This window comes from Pseudomonas sp. AC532 (assembly GCF_979258965.1).
The window spans coordinates 2,820,290-2,841,205 of record NZ_OZ409888.1; the positions used below are offsets into that span (position 1 = coordinate 2,820,290).

Consider the following 20,916-nt stretch of genomic DNA (forward strand, 5'->3'; position numbering starts at 1 on the left):
ACACACAAAACGCCGGCTTCGCAGCCGGCGTTTTCATATCTACAGCATTCGCTTTGCAGCGGCTTTACCGGCTCTGACTGCCAAGTGGCGCAAGCAGGCGGTGCAGGGTGGACGACGCTTGCCTGCGCGGCCCGATCCGTCCACCGCCCTGCGGTCGCGATGGTGGATGAAAAGAGCGTCATCCACCCTACGTCCGCTGGCGCCTTCAATCACCCCATTACCGAATCGCGTAGATGTCCTTCTCGTTGGCTTCGGCGTATTCGTAGAGGCGCGCCAGGTACGCTTTCTGCTGTTCCCAGACCTTCTGCGCAGCGGGATCGGCAGCCGCGGTAGCATCTACCACGCCAGCGGACACTTCCTTGAGCTTGGCGAGCACGTCGTCCGGCAGGCGGCGTACGTCGACGCCCTCCTTCTTCAACTGCTCCATGGCTTCCATGTTCTTGGCGTTGTAGTCGTCGAGCATGTCGGCGTTGACGTCGCGGGCAGCGGCGCGAACGATGGCTTGCAGGTCGGCCGGCAGGGTCTCCCAGGCCTTGATGTTAATGTCGAGTTCGAAGGTGACGTTCGGCTCCTGCCAGCCCGGCGTATAGTAGTACTTGGCGGCCTTGTGCAGGCCCAGCGCCTGGTCGTTGTAAGGGCCGATCCACTCGGTCGCATCGATGGCACCGGTCTGCAACGCGGTGAAGATTTCACCGGCCGGCATGTTGACCACGGTGCCGCCGACCTTGGTCAGCACCTCACCGCCGAGACCCGGGGTGCGCATCTTCAGGCCTTTGAGGTCGTCGACCGAGTTGATTTCCTTGTTGAACCAGCCAGCGGTCTGCACGCCGGTCGCCCCGCAGGCCATCGGCAGCACGCCGTAGGGTTTGTAGACCTCTTCCCAGAGCTTCATGCCGCCGCCGTAATGCAACCAGGCGTTCATTTCCTGGGCATTGGGGCCGAACGGCAGTGCGCAGAAGAACTGCGCCGCAGGTACCTTGCCCTTCCAGTAGTAAGGCGCGCCGTGGCCCATCTCGGCGGTGCCGCGTGACACCGCATCGAACACTTCGAGGGCTGGCACCAGCTCACCGGCGGCATAGACCTTGACCTTCAGCCGGCCGCTGCTCATCTGGTCGACCAGCCTGGCGAAGCGCTCGGCACCGACGCCCACGCCGGGAAAGTTCTTCGGCCAGGAGGTGACCATTTTCCAGTTGAAGGTCTTGGCTTCGGCAGCGGGCTGGGACGAGTCGGCAGCGCCGGCTTCTTCCTTGCACCCGACCAGCGCACCCGCGGCAATGCCGACACCAGCAGCAGCCAGTATTTGGCGACGTTTCATAAGTAGCTCCTTTTTGTTGTTGTAATAATTCTTGCCCAGCCCCTAGGCACAGGCCTTTGCCCAGCTGGCGGCCGATCCGGATCGGCGCCACCGCACTACACTCAAATATGGCTACATTAGAAGCAATCCGCCATCAGGTATAGCAAACATGACTAAAGTCGTATCGCCATTGCTGTTTTAGCAGGTAGGTGCCTAGAATCAGCCGCTTTTTGCCTTCTCTATTTGATAACTATAAGGACGCCCTATGTCCAGCACGCCTTCACTTCCCCTCGGCATTGCCCATCTCATTGATACCGTCAATCAAGGTCTTGGCAGAGCCTGCTCCTGGCTAACACTGTTTCTGGTGCTCGGCACCACCATCGTCGTGGTGCTGCGTTATGGGTTCGGCATCGGGGCGACCGCCCTGCAGGAGGCCGTGCTCTATGGCCATGCCCTGGTGTTCATGGGTGCCGCTGCCTGGGCCATGCAGCGCAACGCGCATGTGCGCGTGGATATTTTCTACCAGCAATTCAGTGGTCGGCGCCAGGCGCTCGTGGAGATCATGGGCAACATACTGTTTCTGCTGCCGGTCTGCCTGTTCCTCGGCTGGGCGAGCTGGGATTACGTCGGCAATGCGTGGGCGACCCATGAAGGCTCGAGTGAATCGGGAGGGCTGAAATACGTTTATTTGCAGAAAAGCATCATTTTGTTGCTGGTCTTCAGCCTGACGCTGCAAGGCGTTTCCAACCTGATCAAGGCAATCTATGTCATCACCGGCCGCCTGCCTGCCGCGGAGGTGAAACATGGCTGAATTAATGGCAATTCTGCTGTTCGCCAGCATCTGCGTGGCGCTGATGGCCGGCTACCCGGTGGCCTTTACCCTCGGCGGCGTGTCGCTGCTGTTCGCGGGTATCGGCATCGCCACCGGCACCTTCGACCCCGGCTACCTGAGCGCGCTGCCGAACCGCCTGTTCGGCATCATGAACAACCAGACCATGCTGGCAGTGCCGCTCTTCGTGTTCATGGGCGTGATGCTGGAGCGCTCACGGGTGGCCGAGGACCTGCTCGAGTCGATGTCGCGCCTGTTCGGCACCCTGCGTGGCGGCCTGGCGATTTCGGTCTGCGTGGTGGGCGCTCTGCTCGCAGCCAGCACCGGTATCGTCGGCGCTACCGTGGTAACCATGGGGCTGCTGGCGCTGCCGACGATGTTGCGTCGCGGCTACGACCCGGCGATCTCCACCGGCACACTGGCAGCCACCGGCACGCTGGGGCAGATCATTCCGCCGTCGATCGTGCTGGTCCTGCTCGGCGACGTGATGTCCAGCGCCTACCAGCAGGCGCAGCTGAAAATGGGCATCTTCTCGCCCAAGACGGTCTCGGTGGGCGACCTGTTCGTCGGCGCGCTGCTGCCCGGCCTGCTGCTGGTCGGCCTATATATCGTCTACATCATCGGGGTGGCGATCGTGCAGCCGAAGAAGCTGCCTGCGCTGTCCAAGGAAGAACTCGGTGACGTCGAATGGGGCAAGCTGCTGAAAGCCCTGGTGCCGCCTCTGGTGCTGATCGGGGCAGTACTCGGCTCGATCCTCGCCGGCTATGCGACCCCAACTGAAGCCGCCGCGCTCGGTGCGGTCGGCGCCATGCTGCTGGCGCTGTTCAAGGGCAAGCTGAATTTCGGACAACTGCGTGAGGTGGCCTACGGCACCACCGAAATCAGCGCCATGGTGTTCATGATCCTGATCGGCGCCTCGCTGTTCTCCCTGGTGTTCCGCGGCTTCGGCGGCGAGGCACTGATCGAGGACGTGTTCGCCCAGTTGCCAGGCGGCGTGCTCGGCGCGTTCTTCCTGGTCATGCTGGTGATCTTTCTGCTCGGGTTCATCCTCGACTTCATCGAAATCACCTTCGTGGTGGTGCCGATCGTCGGCCCGGTGCTGCTGGCCATGGGTCTGGACCCGGTCTGGCTGGGCGTGATGATCGCCCTCAACCTGCAGACCTCGTTCCTGACGCCACCCTTCGGCTTCGCGCTGTTCTACCTGCGCGGTGTGACACCGCCCAGCATACCGACCAGTACGATCTACAAGGGTGTGGTGCCGTTCATCCTCATCCAGCTGTTGTTGCTGGTGATCGCCTACATCTTCCCGGGCCTGATCACCTGGCTGCCGGAGCAGGTCTACGGTTCCTGATACCACCGGTTCGGCACCTGCTCGGCACCAGGCCGAGCGCCGAGCAGGTTTCGGCCTTCTCAACGCCCGTCTCGACGGGCGTTTTTCATGGCAGCGAACGAACCCCGAGGCCGCGCCGTGGCCCAACAGACACCGTCTACAGGAGCAGCATCCATGAGCACCACCAACGAACGCATCCAGCTCGGCGAGCTGGTCTGCTGGCGCATCCATCACGCCGGCGCCGAGCTGCTGGTGAGCGAGCAGGGCGCGCAGATACTGCGCTACCAGCCGGCAGGCGGGCAGCCGCTGATCTGGCTGAGCGATGAGGCGACCTATGAAACCGGGCAGAGCGTGCGCGGCGGCGTGCCGGTATGCTGGCCCTGGTTTGGCGACCTGCAGCGTAACCCCGAGGCGATCCGCGCCGCCTACACACGTCCGGAAAACGCCCCGGCCCATGGCCTGGTACGCAGCCTCGACTGGCAACTGATCGGCCTGAATACCGAGGAAGACGGCGTGACCCTGTCCTTCGCCTTCGACACCGCCGCGCAGCCGATCGCCGAATGGCCGTTCGCCGCCGAGTTGCAGCTCGACATCCATCTGGGTGAGCGTCTCAAGCTGAGCCTGACCACGCGCAATCTTGGCGACAACGAATTGCCGATCAGCCAGGCGCTGCACAGCTATTTCGCAGTCAGCGACATCCGTCAGGTGAAGGTCGAAGGCCTCGACGCCTGCCGCTACGTCGACACCCTCGACGGCTGGAAGAAAGTCCGCCAGAAAGGCGCGGTGACCTTCAACGGCGAGACCGACCGCATCTACCTCGACACGCCAGCGCAGTTGAGCATCGTCGACCCGTTGTGGAAACGCCGCATCATGATGCGCAGCCAGGGCTCGGGCTCGGCAGTGGTGTGGAACCCCTGGATCGACAAGGCCCGGCGCCTGTCGCAATTCGCCGACGACGCCTGGCAGGGCATGCTCTGCATCGAGCACGCCAACGTGCTGGACGACGCGCTGATTCTCGCGCCGGGCGCCGAATACCAGCTGGACGTGACGCTGTGGTCGCAGCCGCTCTGACACCTGTTGTGCGTCGCAGCAGTCAGCCCGTACGGGTCAGCGGGTCGCCAGCCTGATAGACTGCCGCGATGCACGCCCCTCCACCGGATACCCCGATGCACGCAAAGAACCCTGCAATCGGCTTGTGTCAGCAAGCCACCTTTCTGATCAGCGCAGCCAAGGTCGACCAGTGCCCGGACGATCAGGGCTATGAAGTCGCCTTTGCCGGGCGCTCCAACGCCGGCAAGTCCAGCGCCCTGAACACCCTGACCCACGCCAGCCTGGCACGCACCTCGAAGACCCCGGGGCGCACCCAGCTGCTCAACTTCTTCCGCCTGGATGAAGAACGCCGCCTGGTCGACCTGCCGGGTTACGGCTATGCCAAGGTGCCGATCCCGCTCAAGCTGCACTGGCAGAAGCATCTGGAAGCCTACCTGGGCAGCCGCGAAAGCCTGCGCGGTTTGATGCTGATGATGGACATCCGCCACCCGCTGACCGAGTTCGACCGCATGATGCTCGACTGGTCCGGTGCCAGCGGCATGCCCATGCACATCCTGCTGACCAAGGCCGACAAGCTGGCCTTCGGTGCCGCGAAAACCACCCTGCTCAAGGTCCAGCAAGAAATCCGCAAGGGTTGGGGCGACCACGTCAGTATCCAGCTGTTCTCGGCGCCCAAGCGCATCGGCGTGGAAGACGCGCAGACCGTGCTCGGCCACTGGCTGGGGCTGATCGGCGAAGAAGACGAGCCGTCGGAAGCGTAACGCTGTACGGCCAATGCGCCACGCCAGACTGGAACTGAAACGCCCCGCCTCGCGCGGGGCGTTTTGCATTGACGTTGCGCTTGGGCGATAAGGGTCTAGGCTGCAACCAGGGCGAGAAGAAACAGGACCGGTACTTTCCTGCAGGCAAAAAAAACCCCGAACTTCATATGGGGAGGGAGAAGATCGGGGTTTAAGGGTCTGAACCGCTAGGGCGGGGCTCAGATGTCTGCCAACACTTAACACAACAAAGGAGCATCGAAGGGCTTTATGGGCCATTCCCAAACTCTGACCGGGCGGACAGAAGTAAAGTTCAGCGATGCTTAGAATCCTTTGTTTGATCGATATAACCGCTAAGACCCCTCAGCTCTAAGTGATAACGTGACGCATCCCCTCAATGGGCTTCGTCCCAGTTATTGCCCACGCCGACCTCCACCAGCAGCGGCACGTCCAGCTGGGTAGCCTGCCCCATCAGCTGACGAATTCGCTCGCCGACCTGCTCGACCAGATCCTCGCGCACTTCCAGTACCAGCTCATCGTGCACCTGCAGAATCACCCGGGCGTCCACGCCCGACTCGCTCAGCCAGCTGTCCACGGCGACCATGGCTTTCTTGATGATGTCGGCCGCGGTGCCCTGCATCGGCGCGTTGATGGCCGTCCGCTCGGCACCAGCACGCTCCTGGGGGCGGCTGGACTTGATCTGCGGCAGGTACAGGCGACGCCCGAACAGGGTTTCCACGAACCCCTGCTCCGCCGCCTGGCGACGGGTGCGATCCATGTACTCGCGCACGCCCGGGTAACGGGCGAAATAGGTTTCGATATAAGCCTTGGCGGTCTTGCCGTCGACGCCGATGTCCTTGGCGAGTTTCTGCGCACCCATGCCGTAGATCAGCCCGAAGTTGATCGCCTTGGCGCTGCGCCGCTGGTCATTGCTGACCTGATCGAGCTCGACCCGGAAGACTTCTGCCGCGGTGGCGGTGTGCACGTCGAGGTTGTCGCGAAAGGCGTTCATCAGCCCTTCGTCACGGGACAGGTGCGCCATGATGCGCAGCTCGATCTGCGAGTAGTCGGCGGCCAGCAGCTTGTACCCCTTTGGCGCCACGAAAGCCTGGCGAATCCGCCGGCCTTCGGCACTACGGATGGGGATGTTCTGCAGGTTCGGATCGCTGGACGACAGCCGGCCGGTCGACGCCACCGCCTGTTGGTAACTGGTATGGATGCGCCCGGTGCGCGGATTGATCTGCTCCGGCAGGCGGTCCGTATAGGTGCTCTTGAGCTTGCTCAGGCTGCGGTACTGCATCAGCACCTTGGGCAGCTCGTAGTCCTGTTCGGCCAGTTCGGCGAGCACCGCTTCGGCGGTCGAGGCCTGCCCTTTGGCGGTCTTGCTGATGATTGGCAGGCCGAGCTTTTCATAAAGAATGGTGCCGAGCTGCTTCGGCGAACCGAGGTTGAATTCCTCACCGGCCACGGCGAAGGCCTGACGCTCCAGCGCCACCAGTTTTTCACCCAGCTCCTGGCTGTGCTCGCCAAGCAGCTTGGCGTCGACCAGTGCACCGTTGCGCTCGATGCGCGCCAGCACGGGCACCAGGGGAATCTCGATATCACGCAGCACGCTGGCCACGCTCGGTTGCTGCTCCAGGCGCGCCCACAGGTTCTGGTGCAGGCGCAGGGTCACGTCGGCGTCTTCGGCGGCATAGGGGCCCGCCTGCTCCAGGGCGATCTGGTCGAAGGTCAGCTGCTTGGCACCCTTGCCGGCGATGTCCTCGAAGCGGATGGTGCTGTGGCCCAGGTACTTGAGCGACAGGCTGTCCATGTCATGGCGGGTCGCGGTGGAGTCCAGCACATAGGACTCGAGCATGGTGTCGAAGGCGACGCCCTGCACCTCGATCGGTGTGGAGGCGTTGGCCAGGATGTTGATATCGTACTTGGCGTGCTGGCCGACCTTGGCCTTGCCGGGGTCTTCGAGTATCGGCTTGAGCGCGCGCAGCACGGCATCGCGATCCAGCTGCGCGGGCACGCCCATGTAGCTGTGCGCGACGGGCACGTAGACGGCTTCGCCGGCCTTGACCGCAAAGGACAGGCCGACCAGTTGCGCCTGCTGGGCATCCAGACCGGTGGTCTCGGTATCGAAGGCGATCAGCTCGGCCTGCTTAAGGTCTTCCAGCAAGGTCTCGAAATCACCCTGCTCGAGAATCGTGCGGTACTCGCCGGCAACCACTGGCGGCTGGTCATCGGCAGTTGCCTGCGCCACATCGGCGGCAGCCTCGATCGCCGGCACCTCTCCCTGCGCCTCGCCGGGCATCACGGCGAACAGGTCACCGGCAGGCGGTGCGAGTTCGGGTCTGGCCGCCACCTTGGCCCTGGGTGCAGCACTCTTGTTCTGGCGCTGCAACTCGTCGAGCCAGCCCTTGAACTCAAGGTCTTCGTAAAGCGGGCGCAGCACCTCGATATCGGGCTCGCCCGGCATCAGTTGCGAGCAGTTCAGGTCCAGCGGCACATCCAGCTTGATGGTCGCCAACTGGTAGGACAGGTACGCCATCTCGCGGTGCTCTTCGAGCTTGGCCGGCAGGGTCTTGGCGCCGCGAATCGGCAGGCCGGGCACTTTGTCGAGGTTGGCATAGATCACGTCGAGGCCGCCGCCGACACCGACCAGCAGGCCCAGGGCGGTCTTCTCGCCCACGCCGGGCACCCCGGGAATGTTGTCGATCTTGTCGCCCATCAGCGCCAGATAGTCGATGATCAATTCGGGGCCGACACCGAACTTCTGCCTCACGCCTTCAATGTCATACACGCTGCCGGTCATCGTGTTGACCAGCGTGACGTGCTTGCACACCAGTTGCGCCATGTCCTTGTCGCCGGTGGAAATCACCACGTCGCGGCCCTCCGCGGCGCTCTGCCTGGCCAGGGTGCCGATCACGTCGTCGGCTTCAACACCCTCCACGCACAACAGGGGCAGCCCCAGACCACGAACGCTGGCGTGCAACGGCTCGACCTGCAGGCGCAATTCGTCGGGCATCGGCGGGCGGTTGGCCTTGTAGTCGGCGAACAGCTCATCGCGGAAGGTGCCGCCCTTGGCGTCGAACACCACCGCGAAAGGGCTGTCCGGGTACTGCCGGCGCAGGCTGCGCAGCATGTTCAGTACGCCCTTGACCGCACCGGTAGGCAGGCCCTTGGAGTTGGTCAGTGGCGGCAGGGCGTGGAAGGCGCGGTACAGGTACGAGGAACCGTCGACCAGAACGAGAGGGGCTTGGCTCATGAGGGTGATCAACCTTTTCGGCGGGCGTGGCGCTAGAATACGCAGCACCGTTGATGTCAAAGGGACAAGGTTACCATGGGACCATTCAATCGCCTGATCCTGCTTGCCGTGCTGGCTGCAGTGCCGATGGCTGCGCAGGCCGGTGACGCGCCCTCCGCGGAGCCCGATGTCACCATTCGCCAGGACGGCGACCGTACCGTGGAGGAGTACCGCGTCAACGGCTTCCTCTACGCCATCAAGGTCACCCCCAAAGGTGGCAAACCCTATTTCCTGGTTCGCGCTGACGGCAGTGACGGTAGCTTCGTGCGCTCCGATTCGCCGGACATGCTCATCCCGGCCTGGGAAATCTTCAGCTGGTAAGGCAGTCAACTCATGTCGGTGTTCACTCCGCTGCAACGTCCGCAACTGGACACGTTTCTCGCGCCCTACGGGCTCGGTCGCCTGCTCGATTTCCAGGGCATCGAGGCCGGGAGCGAAAACAGCAATTTCTTCGTCAGCCTGGAACAGGGTGAGTTCGTACTGACCCTGATCGAGCGCGGACCGAGTGCCGACCTGCCGTTCTTCATCGAACTGCTGGATGTGCTCCACGCGGCGGGTCTGCCGGTGCCCTACGCGCTGCGCACCGAAGACGGCGAAGCCCTGCGCAGCCTGGCGGGCAAGCCTGCGCTGCTGCAACCGCGCCTGAGCGGCAAGCACATCAGCGCGGTCAACGCTCACCACTGTCAGGAGATCGGCGGGCTGCTGGCACGCCTCCACCTGGCTACCCGCGAACAGCCCCTGCCGCGCAAGAGCGATCGCGGCATGGAGTGGATGCTGCAGGAGGGCGCGGCGCTGGCCCAACGCCTGCCGGCCGACCAGGCCAGCCTGCTGAATGCCGCGCTGGAAGAGATCGACACGCTGCTGGAGCGCGTGCGCAAGTTGCCGGGCGCCAACCTGCATGCTGACCTATTTCGTGACAATTGCCTGTTCGAAGGCACTCACCTCAGCGGCGTGATCGATTTCTACAACGCCTGCTCCGGCCCGATGCTCTACGACCTGGCGATTACAGTGAACGACTGGTGCTCGGACGATGACGGTCATCTGGATGAGGGCCGCGCGCGCGCGCTGCTCGGTGCCTACGCCGCGCTGCGCCCCTTCACCGCGGCCGAGGCGCAGCTGTGGCCAGCGCTGCTGCGCATTGGCTGCGTACGCTTCTGGCTGTCGCGGCTGATCGCTGCCGAGGCGTTTGCCGGCCAGGATGTGCTGATTCACGACCCGGCCGAATTCCAGCGCCGCCTGGCAGCCCGCCAGCGGGTCGAGGTGGCATTGCCGTTCGCGCTGTAGACACGGTCAGCCAACCAACGCGGCGTGCAGCCTGCGCACGCCCGGCCCAGTGCGGGCCTGGTGCTTGTGCTGCTCTGGCGCTTGCCCCTATGCTGCGGCTCTCAACCGCTAGCGGCGCAGGCGCTACAGCGCTGTCGTCCAGCCGGACAGGCACCGGCTCGCTGAACGCGAGACAGCCGTACACCTCGCAAAGGCCGCCCATGCGCTCACCGACGCCCGACCCTCGACGCTCCGCGACGTCGCCCCTTGCCTGGGCGCTGCGGGCACTCGCCGCCGGCACCGTGCTGGTACTCGCCGTACTGCTCTGGAATGCCTGGGATTATCAGGCGTTCATCGCCTGGCGCGAGGAGGCAGACGTACTGCCGTTCTTTCTCGCCATGGCGCTGTTGCCCGCCCTGGGCGTGCCGATCACACCCTTCTTCATTGTTGCCGGGGCCACATTTGGCGTGCATATCGGCCTGGCGGGCAGCGCCGCGGCGCTCTCCACCAACCTGCTGCTGTGCTACTGGATAGCCCGCAGCGGCCTGCGCCCCTGGCTTGCTCGCCTGTTGGCGCGCACTCGCTACCGCATCCCCGACTTCGAAAAAGGCGACGGCGCGCTGCGTTTCACGCTGCTGGTCAAGTTGGCGCCCGGGGTACCGGTGTTCATCAAGCACTATCTGCTGGGCATGGCAGGCGTGCCGTTCGCCATCTACTTCGCGGTGTCGGCGGTGATCACCGGCCTGTATGGCGGCGCCTTCGTGGTACTGGGCGAGTCACTGCTCGATCACGACGTGGGCGCCAGTGCGGCGGCAATCGCCGTGCTGGCGCTGATCGCGCTGGCTATCTACCTGTGGCGCCGCCGCGCCACCCGCCAGCAGGACGCCGGCTGAGCACCCCGGGTGTGTCGTTCAGAGCGGGCCCAGGCAGCGACTAAAGCCGTCAGCCAGGCCCTGCAGCAATACCTCGTAACCTTTCGCATCCAGCGGCGCAGCCGCGCCCATAGCATCGAGCTCGGCGAGGGTCGCCGGCAGACCGGCCGTCAGTGTTTCCGCAAGGCGCGGGCGCAATGGCGGCTCGCTGAACACGCAGCTCGGCCCGACGCGCTGCAACTGCTCGCGCATCGCCGCCACATGCCGCGCTCCCGGCTGCACTTCACTGGCCACGCTGAACACGCCCACGTGTTTGAGGCCATACGCGGCCTCGAAGTAGTCGAACGCCTCGTGGAAGACGAAGAACGGCTTGGCCGCCAATGGCGTGAGCTGCGCCTGCAGCCGCGGCTCCAGGGCATCGAGGCGCTCGCCAAAGGCGCGCAGGTTGGCGGCATAGCGGTCGGCGTTGGCCGGGTCGGCCTTGCCGAGGTCGGCGGCCATGCGTGCGGCTATTACCCGGGCATTGGCAGGCAACAGCCACAGGTGGGCGTCGAGGCTGCCCGGACGATGGTCGTGGTCATGCGCGCCAGCCTCGTCGGCCTGCTCGCTGCCGTGATCGTGATCGTGATCGTGATCGTGATCGTGATCGTGATCGTGGCCATGCTCGTCACCAAAATGGCGCAGGGTCATGCCCGGCAGGCTCTGCACCGCCACGCTGGGCTTTTCACGGGTGCCCAGCACCCGAGGCATGAAGCTTTCCATGTCCGGGCCGATCCAGTACAGCAGGTCGACCTCCTGCACCCGGCGCATGTCGGAAGGCCGCAATGCGTAGTGATGAGGCGATGCGCCCGGCGGCAACAGCACTTCAGGCTCGCCAACGCCATCCTGGACGGCGGCGGCAATCAGTTGCAGGGGCTTGATGCTGGTGAGCACGCGCACCTCGGCCTGCGCACCCGCTGTGCAGAGCATCAGCAACAGTGGCAGCGTAAGGGACGAGAGAAATCGGGAGCACAATGACATGGCAAAATCATTCGTAAGCAAAACGGAGTAATACAATAACATCTCCCTGACCTCCATGGGCCGCCGTGCGCCGAACAGCCGCTTCGCGCGTCCAAGGCTGGCCGCTGATCCGCGCATGCGTGGCATCGAAAGACCAATGCGTAATAGAATAACGTCCTACGCTTCGAGGCCCTCGCCATGTACAAACCCGCCAGCGTCGTGCCACCCCTGGCATCGCGCCCCCATGACCACTCCCATTGCGTCAGCCACGCGCTGGCCGAAGCCGAGGCGATCTGCGCCCGCCAGGGCCTGCGCCTGACCGCATTGCGCAAGCGCGTCCTGGAACTGGTCTGGGCGAGTCACAAGCCGTTGGGAGCCTACGACATCCTCGCCGTGCTCAGTGAAGAAGACGGCCGCCGCGCCGCGCCGCCAACCGTTTACCGTGCCCTGGATTTCCTGCTGGAAAACGGCCTGGTACACCGCATCGCCTCGCTCAACGCCTTTGTCGGCTGCAGCCATCCGGCCCACGCGCACCAGAGCCAGTTCCTGATCTGCCGCAGCTGCGCCGCCGCCGTGGAGCTGGAGCAGACCGCCATCAGCGATGCCATCGTACGGGGCGCCAAGGGGGTCGGCTTCACGGTGGAAAGCCAGACCGTCGAAGTCGTCGGCCTGTGCGCAGGCTGCCAAGGCAGCAAATGAGCGACGCACTGATTCGCCTCGGCGGCGTGAGCGTCGGCTTCGCCGGGCAGACCGTACTCGACCATGTCGAACTGACCATCAATGCCGGCGAAATCGTCACCCTGATCGGCCCCAATGGCGCCGGCAAGACCACGCTGGTGCGCGCCGTGCTGGGCCTGCTCAAGCCGGACAGCGGCAGCGTGTGGCGCAAACCGAAACTGCGCATTGGCTACATGCCGCAAAAGCTGCATGTCGACCCGACCCTGCCGCTCAGCGTGCTGCGTTTTTTGCGACTGGTACCTGGTGTCGATCGTGCGCGCGCCCAGGCGGCGCTGGCCGAGGTTGGCGCCAGCCAGGTGCTCGACAGCCCCCTGCAGGGCATCTCCGGTGGCGAGTTGCAGCGCGTACTGCTGGCCCGCGCGCTGCTGCGTGAACCGCAGTTGCTGGTGCTCGACGAACCCGTTCAGGGCGTCGACGTCGCCGGCCAGGCCGAGCTGTACCGGCTGATCACCCGCCTGCGTGATCGCCACGGCTGCGGTGTGCTGATGGTGTCCCATGACCTGCACCTGGTGATGAGCACCACCGATCAGGTGGTTTGCCTCAACCGCCACGTGTGCTGTTCCGGCCACCCGGAACAGGTCAGCTTCGACCCGGCCTTTGTCGAACTGTTTGGCCGCGATGCCCAGAGCCTGGCCATCTATCACCACCACCACGACCATGAACACGACCTGCATGGCGGCGTGGTCAACGACGCCCCGGGCCTGACCATCAACGGCCCGCTGCGCCCGCACGTACACGGAGATGGCTGCAAGCATGGCTGATTTTCTGCTCAACGCCCTGCTCGCCGGCCTCGCCCTGGCGCTGGTCGCCGGCCCGCTTGGCTCCTTCGTGGTCTGGCGGCGCATGGCCTACTTTGGTGACACCCTGTCGCATGCCGCGCTGCTGGGCGTGGCCCTGGGGCTAATGCTCGATGTCAGCCCGACCTTCGCGGTAACCGTCGGCTGCGTGCTGCTGGCAGTGCTGCTGGTCACCCTGCAGACCCGCCAGCCGCTGGCCAGCGATACCCTGCTCGGTATCCTCGCGCACAGCACGCTGTCGCTGGGCCTGGTGGTGCTGAGTTTCATGCGCGACATGCGCATCGACCTGATGGGCTACCTGTTCGGCGACCTGCTCGCGGTCAGTACCACCGACCTGGTCTGGATCCTCGCCGGCAGCGCCTTGGTTCTGGTGCTGCTGATGCTGATGTGGCGCCCGCTACTGGCGATCACCGTGCATGAGGAGCTGGCCAGGGTCGAAGGCCTGCCGGTTGCAGCGATCCGCCTCGGCTTGATGCTGCTGATCGCCATCGTCATTGCCGTGGCGATGAAGATCGTCGGCGTGCTGCTGATCACCTCGCTGCTGATCATCCCCGCCGCTGCCGCGCAACGGCATGCGCGCACGCCGGAACAGATGGCATTTGGCGCCAGCCTGCTGGGCGTCGTCGCGGTGTGCTGCGGCCTTAGCCTGTCCTGGTTCAAGGACACGCCCGCCGGCCCGTCGATCGTCGTCGCGGCTGCCAGCCTGTTCCTGCTGAGCTTTGTTCTGCCGCGCCGCACAGCCTGATCGCCGGCATTTGGTAGGCCGCGCGGCGCCGTGTAGAATTGCGTGTTTTTTGCGCAAATCGAGACTCGCAGCCATGAAATCGTTTCCTCTACGCAGTGCCGCCCTGGCCGCACTGGCGGTGCTGATGGTCGGTTGCCAGAGCCGCCAGCACGCCGAACCGGCGCCGGTCCCGGCTGCCGTGGTGGCCACGCCCAGCGTCCACGAGCAGTTCGAGGCGAGCCTTGCCGAGGGTCGGCTGGCCGACGCCGAGGCGCAGTTCGATGCGTTGCAGCAGAGCGGTGACACCGCCATGGTGCTGCAGGCGCAACGTCGGCTGTCCGAAGCCTATTTACAGGAAGGCCAGAAGGCCCTGGAAAGCGGCGACCTCGACAAGGCCGCCAAGTCACTCGGCCATGCGCGCAACCTGATGCCCAAGGCCCCGGCCCTGACCACCGGCCTGGACGGTGCCATCGGCAAGGCGCGCGAAGCCGAATTGAGCGCCGTAGAGCAGGCCCGCCAGGCCGGCGAGCAGGCCCAGGCCGCCCGGCAGGAGCAACTGCGCCTGCTGCGCCAGGCTGCCGAAACCCAGGCCGCGGCCACCCGTGTCACCGAGGCGACACCGCCGGCAACGCCGGCCGAGCTGATCGACCCAGCCTCCAAGCGTAGCGAGGTCAGCCTGCCGATGCTCGACAGCCGCGACGAAGCCGCGTTGTTCGAGCGCCTCGATGCCGTGGCGGCGGACGTGGTCACCTTCGACCGCAGCGTGCATATCCAGGTGCGCAGCGCCGAAGATCTGCGCCGTGTGACCAGCCTGTTGGAGGCCCGGGTCATGAAACGTGATCCGACGTTCAAGCTGACACTCAGCCACGCGGTGAAGCCGGTACAGGTACCGCGCCTGATCCTGCGCGTACGCGGGCACTGAGCGACGCAGGTGCGCCGTCTGAATACAGGTGAAGCTTCCAACTTTTAGATATAACCATAGGCCTACAAAGATTTTTGAGGTCTAACCCGCGCCGGGTAAACTTCCGCCAGCACAGGCCTACCCGGCACAACGACGAAACCCAAAAGGTTTAATGCGTGATCGACTTTCATCAGGTCCACAAGGCGTATCGCGTCAGTGGACGCGACATTCCCGCCCTGCAACCCAGTGACCTGCACATCGAGCGTGGCGAAGTATTCGGCATCATCGGCCATTCCGGCGCCGGTAAAAGTACCCTGCTGCGCCTGATCAATCGCCTGGAGGAACCCAGCGGCGGGCGCATCGACATTGACGGCGTGGACGTTACCGCCCTGGGCGCCGACGGCTTGCGCAAGTTCCGCCAGCAAGTGGGCATGATCTTCCAGCACTTCAACCTGCTGTCCTCCAAGACCGTCGCCGCCAACGTCGGCATGCCGCTCAAGCTGGCAGGCGTAGCGGCCCGGGAAATCGACCAGCGCGTCACCGCCCTGCTCGAGCGCGTCGGCCTCCAGGAGCACGCCAACAAGTACCCGGCGCAGCTCTCCGGCGGCCAGAAGCAGCGTGTCGGCATTGCCCGTGCCCTGGCCACCCGGCCGAAGATCCTGCTTTGCGACGAAGCCACCAGCGCCCTCGACCCGCAGACCACCGCCTCGGTGCTGCAACTGCTGGCCGAGATCAACCGCGAGCTGGGCCTGACCATCGTGCTGATCACCCACGAGATGGACGTGATTCGCCGGGTCTGCGACCGCGTGGCGGTCATGGACGCCGGGGTGATCGTCGAGCTGGGGCCGGTCGCCGAGGTGTTCCTGCATCCGCAGCACGCCACCACCAGGCGTTTCGTGCAGGAAGCCGAGCATGTCGACGAGAACGACCAGCGCGATGACTTCGCCCATGTGCAGGGCCGCATCCTGCGCCTGACCTTCATCGGCGAGTCCACCTATTCACCCGTTCTGGGTCAGGTCGCCCGGGAAACCGGCATCGACTACAGCATCCTCGCCGGGCGCATCGACCGCATCAAGGACACACCCTACGGCCAGTTGACCCTGGCGCTGACCGGCGGCGACATCGACGCCGCCCTGGCCCGCTTCGAAGCAGCCGACGTGCACCTGGAGGTCCTGCGCTGATGGAAACCCTATTGCCCAACGTCGACTGGCTGGAAATCTGGCAGGCCAGCCTCGATACCCTGAACATGCTCGGCGGCTCCATGTTGTTCACCGTACTGTTCGGCCTGCCCCTGGGTGTGCTGCTGTTTCTCACCGGCCCACGGCAGATGTTCGAACAGAAGGGCCTTTATGCGGTGGTCTCGTTGCTGGTGAACGTCGTGCGCTCGGTGCCCTTCGTGATCCTGCTGATCCTGCTGATCCCGGTCACGGTGCTGATCACCGGCACCTCGCTGGGCGTCGCCGGTGCCATTCCGCCACTGGTGGTGGGTGCTACACCGTTCTTCGCGCGGCTGGTGGAAACCGCCCTGCGTGAGGTGGATCGCGGCATCATCGAGGCGACCCAGGCAATGGGCGCCAGCACCCGGCAGATCATTTTCAACGCCCTGTTGCCCGAAGCCCTGCCCGGTATCCTGGCGGCTGTCACGGTCACCGCCATTACCCTGGTCTCGTACACTGCGATGAGCGGCCTGATCGGCGGCGGCGGCCTCGGCGACCTGGCGGTGCGCTATGGCTACCAGCGCTACCAGCCGGACGTGATGTTCGTGACCGTGGCGCTGCTGGTGGTGCTCGTACAGATTCTGCAAACCATCGGCGACCGGCTGGTGGTGCACTTTTCCCGTAAATAAAACAGCTGGAAGGGCCGGCGGCAGCCTGCCGCCATGCCGCCTCATTTCAAGGAGTCACACCATGAAAAAACTGCTCACTGCCCTGGCTGTCGTCGCAGCCTTCTCCAGCGCGGCCCAGGCTGAAACCCTGCGTATCGCCGCGTCCGCCGTACCGCACGCCGAGATCCTCGAGTTCGTCAAACCGGCCCTGGCCAAAGAGGGCGTGGAGCTGGACGTGAAAGTCTTCACCGACTACGTGCAGCCCAACGTACAGGTCGCCGAGAAGCGCCTGGACGCCAACTTCTTCCAGCACCAGCCGTACCTGGACGAGTTCAACAAAAGCCGCGGCACCTCGCTGGTCAGCGTCGGTGGCGTGCACGTCGAACCCTTCGGTGCCTACTCCAGCAAGATCAAGGACCTGAAAGACCTGCCGCGAGGCGCCAACGTGGTGATCCCCAACGACGCCACCAACGGCGGGCGCGCCCTGCTGCTGCTGCAGAAAGCCGGCGTGATCACCCTCAAGGACGCCAGCAACATCCTCGCCACGCCGAGAGACATCGCCGAGAACCCCAAGGCCATCAAGGTGCGTGAGCTGGAAGCTGCGACCCTGCCGCGGGTGCTGACCCAGGTCGACCTGGCGCTGATCAACACCAACTACGCGCTGGAAGCCAAGCTGAACCCGACCCAGGATGCCCTGGCCATCGAAGGCAGCGACTCGCCGTACGTCAACATTCTGGTGACCCGCGAAGACAACAAGGACAGCCCGGCCGTACAGAAGCTGGTCAAGGCCCTGCACAGCGACGAGGTGAAAGCCTTCATCCTGGAAAAATACAAAGGCGCTGTGGTTCCGGCGTTCTGATCGCCGTAATACCACCCCTGCAGTACCCGATGCCGCGTAGCCCCAAAGCTACGCGGCATTTTCATGTCCGCGACCAGGTGTCGTCATTCGGTCGCAACGAAGCGCAGCACGCCGACCAGCCTGGAGCCCGAGCCGCCGGGATTGTCCTTGGGATGGGCGATACCGTCGCTGACCGGCACCTCGGCGAAATCGAACGGGCTGACGCCTTCCAGGCAGGCGGCATTGACGCCGTACTGATGCGGATTGGAGCGGCGCTGATGGTGGGTGTAGATGCCGCAGCGGGAGCAGAAGAAGTGCTGGGCGGTGCCGGTGTTGAAGCGATACACCGTCAGCAGCTGCTCACCCTCCAGCAGATGAAAATCCGCCAGTTCAGCCGACACGGCCACCGCACCGCGCATGCGGCAGTAGGAGCAGTTGCAACGCCGCGCCGTATGCAGGCCGTTGCTTAACCGCACGTGGAAACGCACCCCGCCACAGTGGCAGGCGCCGTTGATCGCCTCGATGTCGCTGTTCATCTCTCATGCCTCCTCCAGGCCAGGACTGAAATCATAGGCCGCATCAGCCGACGGCGCGCGCGCTCAGGCACTGCAGCAGCCAGTCCAGCGCGGGTTGGCGCTGGGCTCTGCGCAGAATCGCCACCAGCTCGCGGTGGAAGGTCAGCTCGCCCAGCTCCAGCACGCGTAGCGTCTGTGGCCGCTGGCACCACAGGCCGGCGCGCGGGATCAGCGACACACCCAGGCCGCACTCGACCATCCGCACGATGGCTTCCAGCTCGTCCAGTTCCAGCGCCTCCTGCGGGCTCAGGCGCTGCTCACGGAGAAAGCGCTCGACCTGGCGACCGCCAAACGAGCGCCGGTCGTAGCGCACGAAGGGCTGCTCACACAGCAGCTGCAGCGGATCGTCGCCAGGCAGACCGGGAGGCGCGATCAGTACAAAGGGCTCGCGCGCCAGTTCGATCTGCAGCAACTCCTTGGGCAGCTCGAATGGCGGGCGGATCAGCACGGCCAGGTCCAGCTCGCCGGCATCCACCTGGCCGAGCAGGTCGAGGGAAACCCCCGGCACCAGCTTCAACTCGACCCGCGCGGCCTGGGTACGAAAACGCACCAGGGCTTCAGGCAACAGCCCGGTCTGCACGCTGGCGATGGCGCCGATGCGCAATTCGCCCTGCCACTCCGCCAGGGCGGTCGGCAGAGCCATCTGCGCATACAGCCCCAGCACCTGCTCGGCCAGCGGCAAGGCATGCCGGCCACCGGCACTGAGCACCGCGCTGCGCCCACTGCGGTCGAACAGGCGCACACCGAGGTTCTGTTCCAGCACCCGCATCTGCGCGCTGACGGCAGACTGGGTGAGGCCCACGCGCAGGCCGGCTGCGGCGAAGGTACCGTGCCTGGCCACGGCCACGAAGGTCTTCAATTCACGGATCATTGATCGATTTCTTTTGAGCTGGACGGCAAGAATATTCGCTTTTAATCAATATTCCTGCATCTAGAATCGACCGGTACCGACCTGAGGAGCCTGACCATGGCATTGTCCCCGTTTCACCTGGCCATCCCCGTCTACGACCTGGCCGCCGCCCGGCATTTCTATGGCGAGGTTTTCGGCTGCGCCGAGGGCCGTAGCAGCGACCACTGGGTGGACTTCGATTTCTTCGGCCACCAGTTGGTCATCCATGAAGCGCCAAAGATGGCCTACCAGGAGTCTGCCGTCAGCAACCCGGTTGACGGCCATGATGTACCGGTACCGCACTTCGGGGTGATCCTCGAGTGGCCGGTGTGGGAAGCCCTGGCCGAGCGCCTGCAGGCGCGCGCAACGGCGTTCGTGATCGAACCGTATGTGCGCTTCAAGGGGCAGGTCGGCGAGCAGGCGACCATGTTCCTCCTCGACCCGTGTGGCAATGCCCTCGAGTTCAAGGCGTTCAAGGACATGGGCCAGCTGTTCGCCAAGTAGGCTGTGGGGCTTGATGGGTTACACCTACGCGGCCCGACCCATCCTACAGCCCGTAGGATGGGTGCAACCCATCACATCCACCGCCTACTCACCAACCTGCATATCCACCTCTGCTGCCCACGTCCAATCCGGTGGATACACGCCACGCTGCACATAAGCGTGATACGAAGAATGCGGCCAGTCGCAGACACGATCCACAAGCCCATGCTTGACCGGATTGTAATGGATGTAATCCATATGCCGCCGCCAATCATCTTCGTCACGAATGGCGTGCTCCCAGAAGCGACGCTGCCAGACGCCACGTTCGCCCTTGACTACGTGGCTTTGGCTGCGGCTCGTTGGAAGCGGCATCTGCCGGGAGAATTCACCCTTGATACGCCGCAGCCGATTGGAGAAGTCACTGTCTTCCTCGGGTAGCCGCATCAGCAGATGACAGTGCTCTGGCAGCACAACCCAGGCCTGCAAGGCAAAGGGCGCGCGGCGCTGTTCCTCGCGAATGCTCTGGCGCAGGGCGGCGATATGGGAAACGAGCCAGTGCTGGCGACGATCCGCGAGAACCAGAGTGAAGAAATAGGTGCCGCCTGTGCGGTATTGACGACGGTAGTCGGTCATCAACGCTCCTTTCCTTGGGCGTTTTTTAGAGGTGATGGGTTTCACCCATCCTACGCGACTTAGGTTACACCTACGCGCGCTGCCCCATGCTGCGCAGAGCACATGAAAACACGGGACCCCGATCAGGCTGTGTGAAAACTACTGCGCTCGGTCATGCGGCCTGCGATGGGTCCCGTTTTTTTATTCCTTGCCGATCAGGCCCGGCAACTGCCCCGCCAGCTTGTCGACATTGATTGGCGCTCGGATGAAGCCGCGCTGGGTGCCATCCGGGCCGATCACCGCGAGGTTGCCGCTGTGGTCGACCAGGTAGTTTTCCTTGCTGGTATCGGCGGGTATGTACGGGATGCTCACCGCGTTGGCCAGTTGCTGGATGGTGTCCGGCTCACCGATCAGCCCCATGTAGCCGGCATTGAAATAGCCCAGGTACTTCTTCATCTGCTCAGGCGTATCGCGATGCGGGTCGACGGTCACCAGGACGATGCGCAGATTGTTCCAGGCCTCCTCGGGGATCTGCGTGCGCAGTTGGCGCAGTTGAGCGAGGGTCGCCGGGCAGATGTCCGGGCAGAAGGTATAGCCGAAGAACAGCAGGCTCCACTGCCCCTTGAGCTGGCTGGTGGAGAACGGCTGGCCGTCCTGATCGACGAAATCCAGTGCCGGCACCTGGCGTTGCTGAGGCAGCATGACGATGCCTGCATCCAGCAGCGCGGCGGGGTTGCGCTGCGCGTTGCCGTTGAGTACCTGATTGCCGACCAGGCCGAGCACCAGGGCGGCGACGGCAATGAGGACGAATACGGTGATTTGCTTGCGGGTCATGGCGGCCACG

Annotated in this window: 22 protein-coding genes; 15 read left to right on the forward strand and 7 right to left on the reverse strand. The window is 64.4% G+C overall.

All coding sequences use genetic code 11. The features are described from left to right. Positions 1 to 217 precede the first annotated feature (217 nt). Positions 218 to 1,315 carry a TRAP transporter substrate-binding protein gene (locus tag ACZ0AV_RS13315; RefSeq protein ID WP_499151461.1) on the reverse strand — a complete coding sequence of 366 codons (1,098 nt, stop codon included), beginning with the start codon at positions 1,313 to 1,315 and terminating at the stop codon, positions 218 to 220. Between the two features lie 244 nt (positions 1,316 to 1,559). On the opposite strand from ACZ0AV_RS13315, the gene ACZ0AV_RS13320 reads away from it, so the two are divergent. The 4 genes from ACZ0AV_RS13320 (at position 1,560) to yihA (ending at position 5,264) form a co-directional block, all read left to right on the forward strand. Then, on the forward strand, positions 1,560 to 2,105 hold the full coding sequence (locus ACZ0AV_RS13320; protein ID WP_499151462.1) for a TRAP transporter small permease subunit: 546 nt from the start codon (positions 1,560 to 1,562) through the stop codon (positions 2,103 to 2,105). After that, positions 2,098 to 3,474: a TRAP transporter large permease gene (locus ACZ0AV_RS13325; protein ID WP_499151463.1), complete on the forward strand. Its 1,377-nt coding sequence runs from the start codon at positions 2,098 to 2,100 to the stop codon at positions 3,472 to 3,474. The genes ACZ0AV_RS13320 and ACZ0AV_RS13325 overlap by 8 nt, the downstream gene beginning before the upstream one ends. 153 nt (positions 3,475 to 3,627) lie before the next feature. Next, on the forward strand, positions 3,628 to 4,524 hold the full coding sequence (locus ACZ0AV_RS13330; protein ID WP_499151464.1) for a D-hexose-6-phosphate mutarotase: 897 nt from the start codon (positions 3,628 to 3,630) through the stop codon (positions 4,522 to 4,524). A gap of 95 nt (positions 4,525 to 4,619) precedes the next feature. Continuing rightward, complete coding sequence (gene yihA / locus ACZ0AV_RS13335; protein WP_499151465.1) at positions 4,620 to 5,264, forward strand: ribosome biogenesis GTP-binding protein YihA/YsxC; 645 nt, start codon at positions 4,620 to 4,622, stop codon at positions 5,262 to 5,264. A 391-nt stretch (positions 5,265 to 5,655) separates the two neighbouring features. Here yihA and polA read toward each other — a convergent pair whose 3' ends face one another. After that, positions 5,656 to 8,517: a DNA polymerase I gene (gene polA, locus ACZ0AV_RS13340; RefSeq protein ID WP_499151466.1), complete on the reverse strand. Its 2,862-nt coding sequence runs from the start codon at positions 8,515 to 8,517 to the stop codon at positions 5,656 to 5,658. A gap of 75 nt (positions 8,518 to 8,592) precedes the next feature. Between polA and ACZ0AV_RS13345 the strand changes: the two genes are divergently transcribed. The 3 genes from ACZ0AV_RS13345 to ACZ0AV_RS13355 all read left to right on the forward strand — a co-directional run bounded on the left by ACZ0AV_RS13345 (position 8,593) and on the right by ACZ0AV_RS13355 (position 10,712). Continuing rightward, the gene (locus ACZ0AV_RS13345; RefSeq protein WP_499151467.1) at positions 8,593 to 8,877 is read left to right on the forward strand and encodes a DUF2782 domain-containing protein; all 285 of its coding nucleotides are present in this window, start codon (positions 8,593 to 8,595) and stop codon (positions 8,875 to 8,877) included. Positions 8,878 to 8,889: 12 nt separating this feature from the next. Beyond that, positions 8,890 to 9,840, forward strand: a complete 951-nt coding sequence (locus ACZ0AV_RS13350) for a homoserine kinase (RefSeq protein WP_499151468.1) — start codon at positions 8,890 to 8,892, stop codon at positions 9,838 to 9,840. A 200-nt stretch (positions 9,841 to 10,040) separates the two neighbouring features. Continuing rightward, positions 10,041 to 10,712: a TVP38/TMEM64 family protein gene (locus tag ACZ0AV_RS13355; protein WP_499151469.1), complete on the forward strand. Its 672-nt coding sequence runs from the start codon at positions 10,041 to 10,043 to the stop codon at positions 10,710 to 10,712. An 18-nt stretch (positions 10,713 to 10,730) separates the two neighbouring features. Here ACZ0AV_RS13355 and znuA read toward each other — a convergent pair whose 3' ends face one another. Next, positions 10,731 to 11,711, reverse strand: a complete 981-nt coding sequence (gene znuA, locus ACZ0AV_RS13360) for a zinc ABC transporter substrate-binding protein ZnuA (RefSeq protein ID WP_499151470.1) — start codon at positions 11,709 to 11,711, stop codon at positions 10,731 to 10,733. Between the two features lie 177 nt (positions 11,712 to 11,888). Here znuA and ACZ0AV_RS13365 point away from each other — a divergent pair, with 177 nt between their 5' ends. From ACZ0AV_RS13365 to ACZ0AV_RS13395, 7 genes are all read left to right on the forward strand, one after another. Beyond that, positions 11,889 to 12,389: a Fur family transcriptional regulator gene (locus tag ACZ0AV_RS13365; protein WP_499151471.1), complete on the forward strand. Its 501-nt coding sequence runs from the start codon at positions 11,889 to 11,891 to the stop codon at positions 12,387 to 12,389. Then, positions 12,386 to 13,189: a zinc ABC transporter ATP-binding protein ZnuC gene (gene znuC, locus ACZ0AV_RS13370; RefSeq protein WP_499151472.1), complete on the forward strand. Its 804-nt coding sequence runs from the start codon at positions 12,386 to 12,388 to the stop codon at positions 13,187 to 13,189. The genes ACZ0AV_RS13365 and znuC overlap by 4 nt, the downstream gene beginning before the upstream one ends. Further along, positions 13,182 to 13,970, forward strand: a complete 789-nt coding sequence (znuB, locus tag ACZ0AV_RS13375) for a zinc ABC transporter permease subunit ZnuB (RefSeq protein ID WP_499151473.1) — start codon at positions 13,182 to 13,184, stop codon at positions 13,968 to 13,970. Before znuC ends, znuB begins: the two co-directional genes overlap by 8 nt. Before the next feature lie 73 nt (positions 13,971 to 14,043). Next, the gene (locus ACZ0AV_RS13380) at positions 14,044 to 14,871 is read left to right on the forward strand and encodes a PA5502 family lipoprotein (RefSeq protein WP_499151474.1); all 828 of its coding nucleotides are present in this window, start codon (positions 14,044 to 14,046) and stop codon (positions 14,869 to 14,871) included. A gap of 155 nt (positions 14,872 to 15,026) precedes the next feature. Continuing rightward, positions 15,027 to 16,031, forward strand: a complete 1,005-nt coding sequence (locus ACZ0AV_RS13385) for a methionine ABC transporter ATP-binding protein (protein WP_499151475.1) — start codon at positions 15,027 to 15,029, stop codon at positions 16,029 to 16,031. Beyond that, positions 16,031 to 16,696, forward strand: coding sequence for a methionine ABC transporter permease (locus ACZ0AV_RS13390; protein WP_499151476.1), 666 nt, complete (start codon positions 16,031 to 16,033; stop codon positions 16,694 to 16,696). The genes ACZ0AV_RS13385 and ACZ0AV_RS13390 overlap by 1 nt, the downstream gene beginning before the upstream one ends. 61 nt (positions 16,697 to 16,757) lie before the next feature. Next, positions 16,758 to 17,534: a MetQ/NlpA family ABC transporter substrate-binding protein gene (locus tag ACZ0AV_RS13395; protein ID WP_499151477.1), complete on the forward strand. Its 777-nt coding sequence runs from the start codon at positions 16,758 to 16,760 to the stop codon at positions 17,532 to 17,534. A gap of 83 nt (positions 17,535 to 17,617) precedes the next feature. Here the strand turns inward: ACZ0AV_RS13395 and ACZ0AV_RS13400 are convergent, their stop codons facing one another. Further along, on the reverse strand, positions 17,618 to 18,049 hold the full coding sequence (locus tag ACZ0AV_RS13400; RefSeq protein ID WP_499151478.1) for a GFA family protein: 432 nt from the start codon (positions 18,047 to 18,049) through the stop codon (positions 17,618 to 17,620). A gap of 43 nt (positions 18,050 to 18,092) precedes the next feature. Further along, positions 18,093 to 18,959, reverse strand: coding sequence for a LysR family transcriptional regulator (locus ACZ0AV_RS13405; protein ID WP_499151479.1), 867 nt, complete (start codon positions 18,957 to 18,959; stop codon positions 18,093 to 18,095). 96 nt (positions 18,960 to 19,055) lie between these two features. Here ACZ0AV_RS13405 and ACZ0AV_RS13410 point away from each other — a divergent pair, with 96 nt between their 5' ends. Beyond that, positions 19,056 to 19,481 (forward strand): VOC family protein, encoded by a 426-nt coding sequence (locus tag ACZ0AV_RS13410; protein WP_499151480.1) that lies wholly within the window; start codon positions 19,056 to 19,058, stop codon positions 19,479 to 19,481. A gap of 84 nt (positions 19,482 to 19,565) precedes the next feature. Here the strand turns inward: ACZ0AV_RS13410 and ACZ0AV_RS13415 are convergent, their stop codons facing one another. Further along, complete coding sequence (locus tag ACZ0AV_RS13415) at positions 19,566 to 20,093, reverse strand: REP-associated tyrosine transposase (RefSeq protein ID WP_499151481.1); 528 nt, start codon at positions 20,091 to 20,093, stop codon at positions 19,566 to 19,568. A 180-nt stretch (positions 20,094 to 20,273) separates the two neighbouring features. Further along, positions 20,274 to 20,906 carry an SCO family protein gene (locus ACZ0AV_RS13420; RefSeq protein ID WP_499153362.1) on the reverse strand — a complete coding sequence of 211 codons (633 nt, stop codon included), beginning with the start codon at positions 20,904 to 20,906 and terminating at the stop codon, positions 20,274 to 20,276. Between the last annotated feature and the right edge of the window lie 10 nt (positions 20,907 to 20,916).

Excerpts from the sequence above, each read along its gene's own strand:
- ACZ0AV_RS13315 (WP_499151461.1), bottom strand. The coding sequence starts at position 1,315 with ATGAAACGTCGCCAAATACTGGCTGCTGCTGGTGTCGGCATTGCCGCG.
- ACZ0AV_RS13320 (WP_499151462.1), top strand. The coding sequence starts at position 1,560 with ATGTCCAGCACGCCTTCACTTCCCCTCGGCATTGCCCATCTCATTGAT.
- ACZ0AV_RS13325 (WP_499151463.1), top strand. The coding sequence starts at position 2,098 with ATGGCTGAATTAATGGCAATTCTGCTGTTCGCCAGCATCTGCGTGGCG.
- ACZ0AV_RS13330 (WP_499151464.1), top strand. The coding sequence starts at position 3,628 with ATGAGCACCACCAACGAACGCATCCAGCTCGGCGAGCTGGTCTGCTGG.
- yihA (WP_499151465.1), top strand. The coding sequence starts at position 4,620 with ATGCACGCAAAGAACCCTGCAATCGGCTTGTGTCAGCAAGCCACCTTT.
- polA (WP_499151466.1), bottom strand. The coding sequence starts at position 8,517 with ATGAGCCAAGCCCCTCTCGTTCTGGTCGACGGTTCCTCGTACCTGTAC.
- ACZ0AV_RS13345 (WP_499151467.1), top strand. The coding sequence starts at position 8,593 with ATGGGACCATTCAATCGCCTGATCCTGCTTGCCGTGCTGGCTGCAGTG.
- ACZ0AV_RS13350 (WP_499151468.1), top strand. The coding sequence starts at position 8,890 with ATGTCGGTGTTCACTCCGCTGCAACGTCCGCAACTGGACACGTTTCTC.
- ACZ0AV_RS13355 (WP_499151469.1), top strand. The coding sequence starts at position 10,041 with ATGCGCTCACCGACGCCCGACCCTCGACGCTCCGCGACGTCGCCCCTT.
- znuA (WP_499151470.1), bottom strand. The coding sequence starts at position 11,711 with ATGTCATTGTGCTCCCGATTTCTCTCGTCCCTTACGCTGCCACTGTTG.
- ACZ0AV_RS13365 (WP_499151471.1), top strand. The coding sequence starts at position 11,889 with ATGTACAAACCCGCCAGCGTCGTGCCACCCCTGGCATCGCGCCCCCAT.
- znuC (WP_499151472.1), top strand. The coding sequence starts at position 12,386 with ATGAGCGACGCACTGATTCGCCTCGGCGGCGTGAGCGTCGGCTTCGCC.
- znuB (WP_499151473.1), top strand. The coding sequence starts at position 13,182 with ATGGCTGATTTTCTGCTCAACGCCCTGCTCGCCGGCCTCGCCCTGGCG.
- ACZ0AV_RS13380 (WP_499151474.1), top strand. The coding sequence starts at position 14,044 with ATGAAATCGTTTCCTCTACGCAGTGCCGCCCTGGCCGCACTGGCGGTG.
- ACZ0AV_RS13390 (WP_499151476.1), top strand. The coding sequence starts at position 16,031 with ATGGAAACCCTATTGCCCAACGTCGACTGGCTGGAAATCTGGCAGGCC.
- ACZ0AV_RS13395 (WP_499151477.1), top strand. The coding sequence starts at position 16,758 with ATGAAAAAACTGCTCACTGCCCTGGCTGTCGTCGCAGCCTTCTCCAGC.
- ACZ0AV_RS13400 (WP_499151478.1), bottom strand. The coding sequence starts at position 18,049 with ATGAACAGCGACATCGAGGCGATCAACGGCGCCTGCCACTGTGGCGGG.
- ACZ0AV_RS13405 (WP_499151479.1), bottom strand. The coding sequence starts at position 18,959 with ATGATCCGTGAATTGAAGACCTTCGTGGCCGTGGCCAGGCACGGTACC.
- ACZ0AV_RS13410 (WP_499151480.1), top strand. The coding sequence starts at position 19,056 with ATGGCATTGTCCCCGTTTCACCTGGCCATCCCCGTCTACGACCTGGCC.
- ACZ0AV_RS13415 (WP_499151481.1), bottom strand. The coding sequence starts at position 20,093 with ATGACCGACTACCGTCGTCAATACCGCACAGGCGGCACCTATTTCTTC.
- ACZ0AV_RS13420 (WP_499153362.1), bottom strand. The coding sequence starts at position 20,906 with ATGACCCGCAAGCAAATCACCGTATTCGTCCTCATTGCCGTCGCCGCC.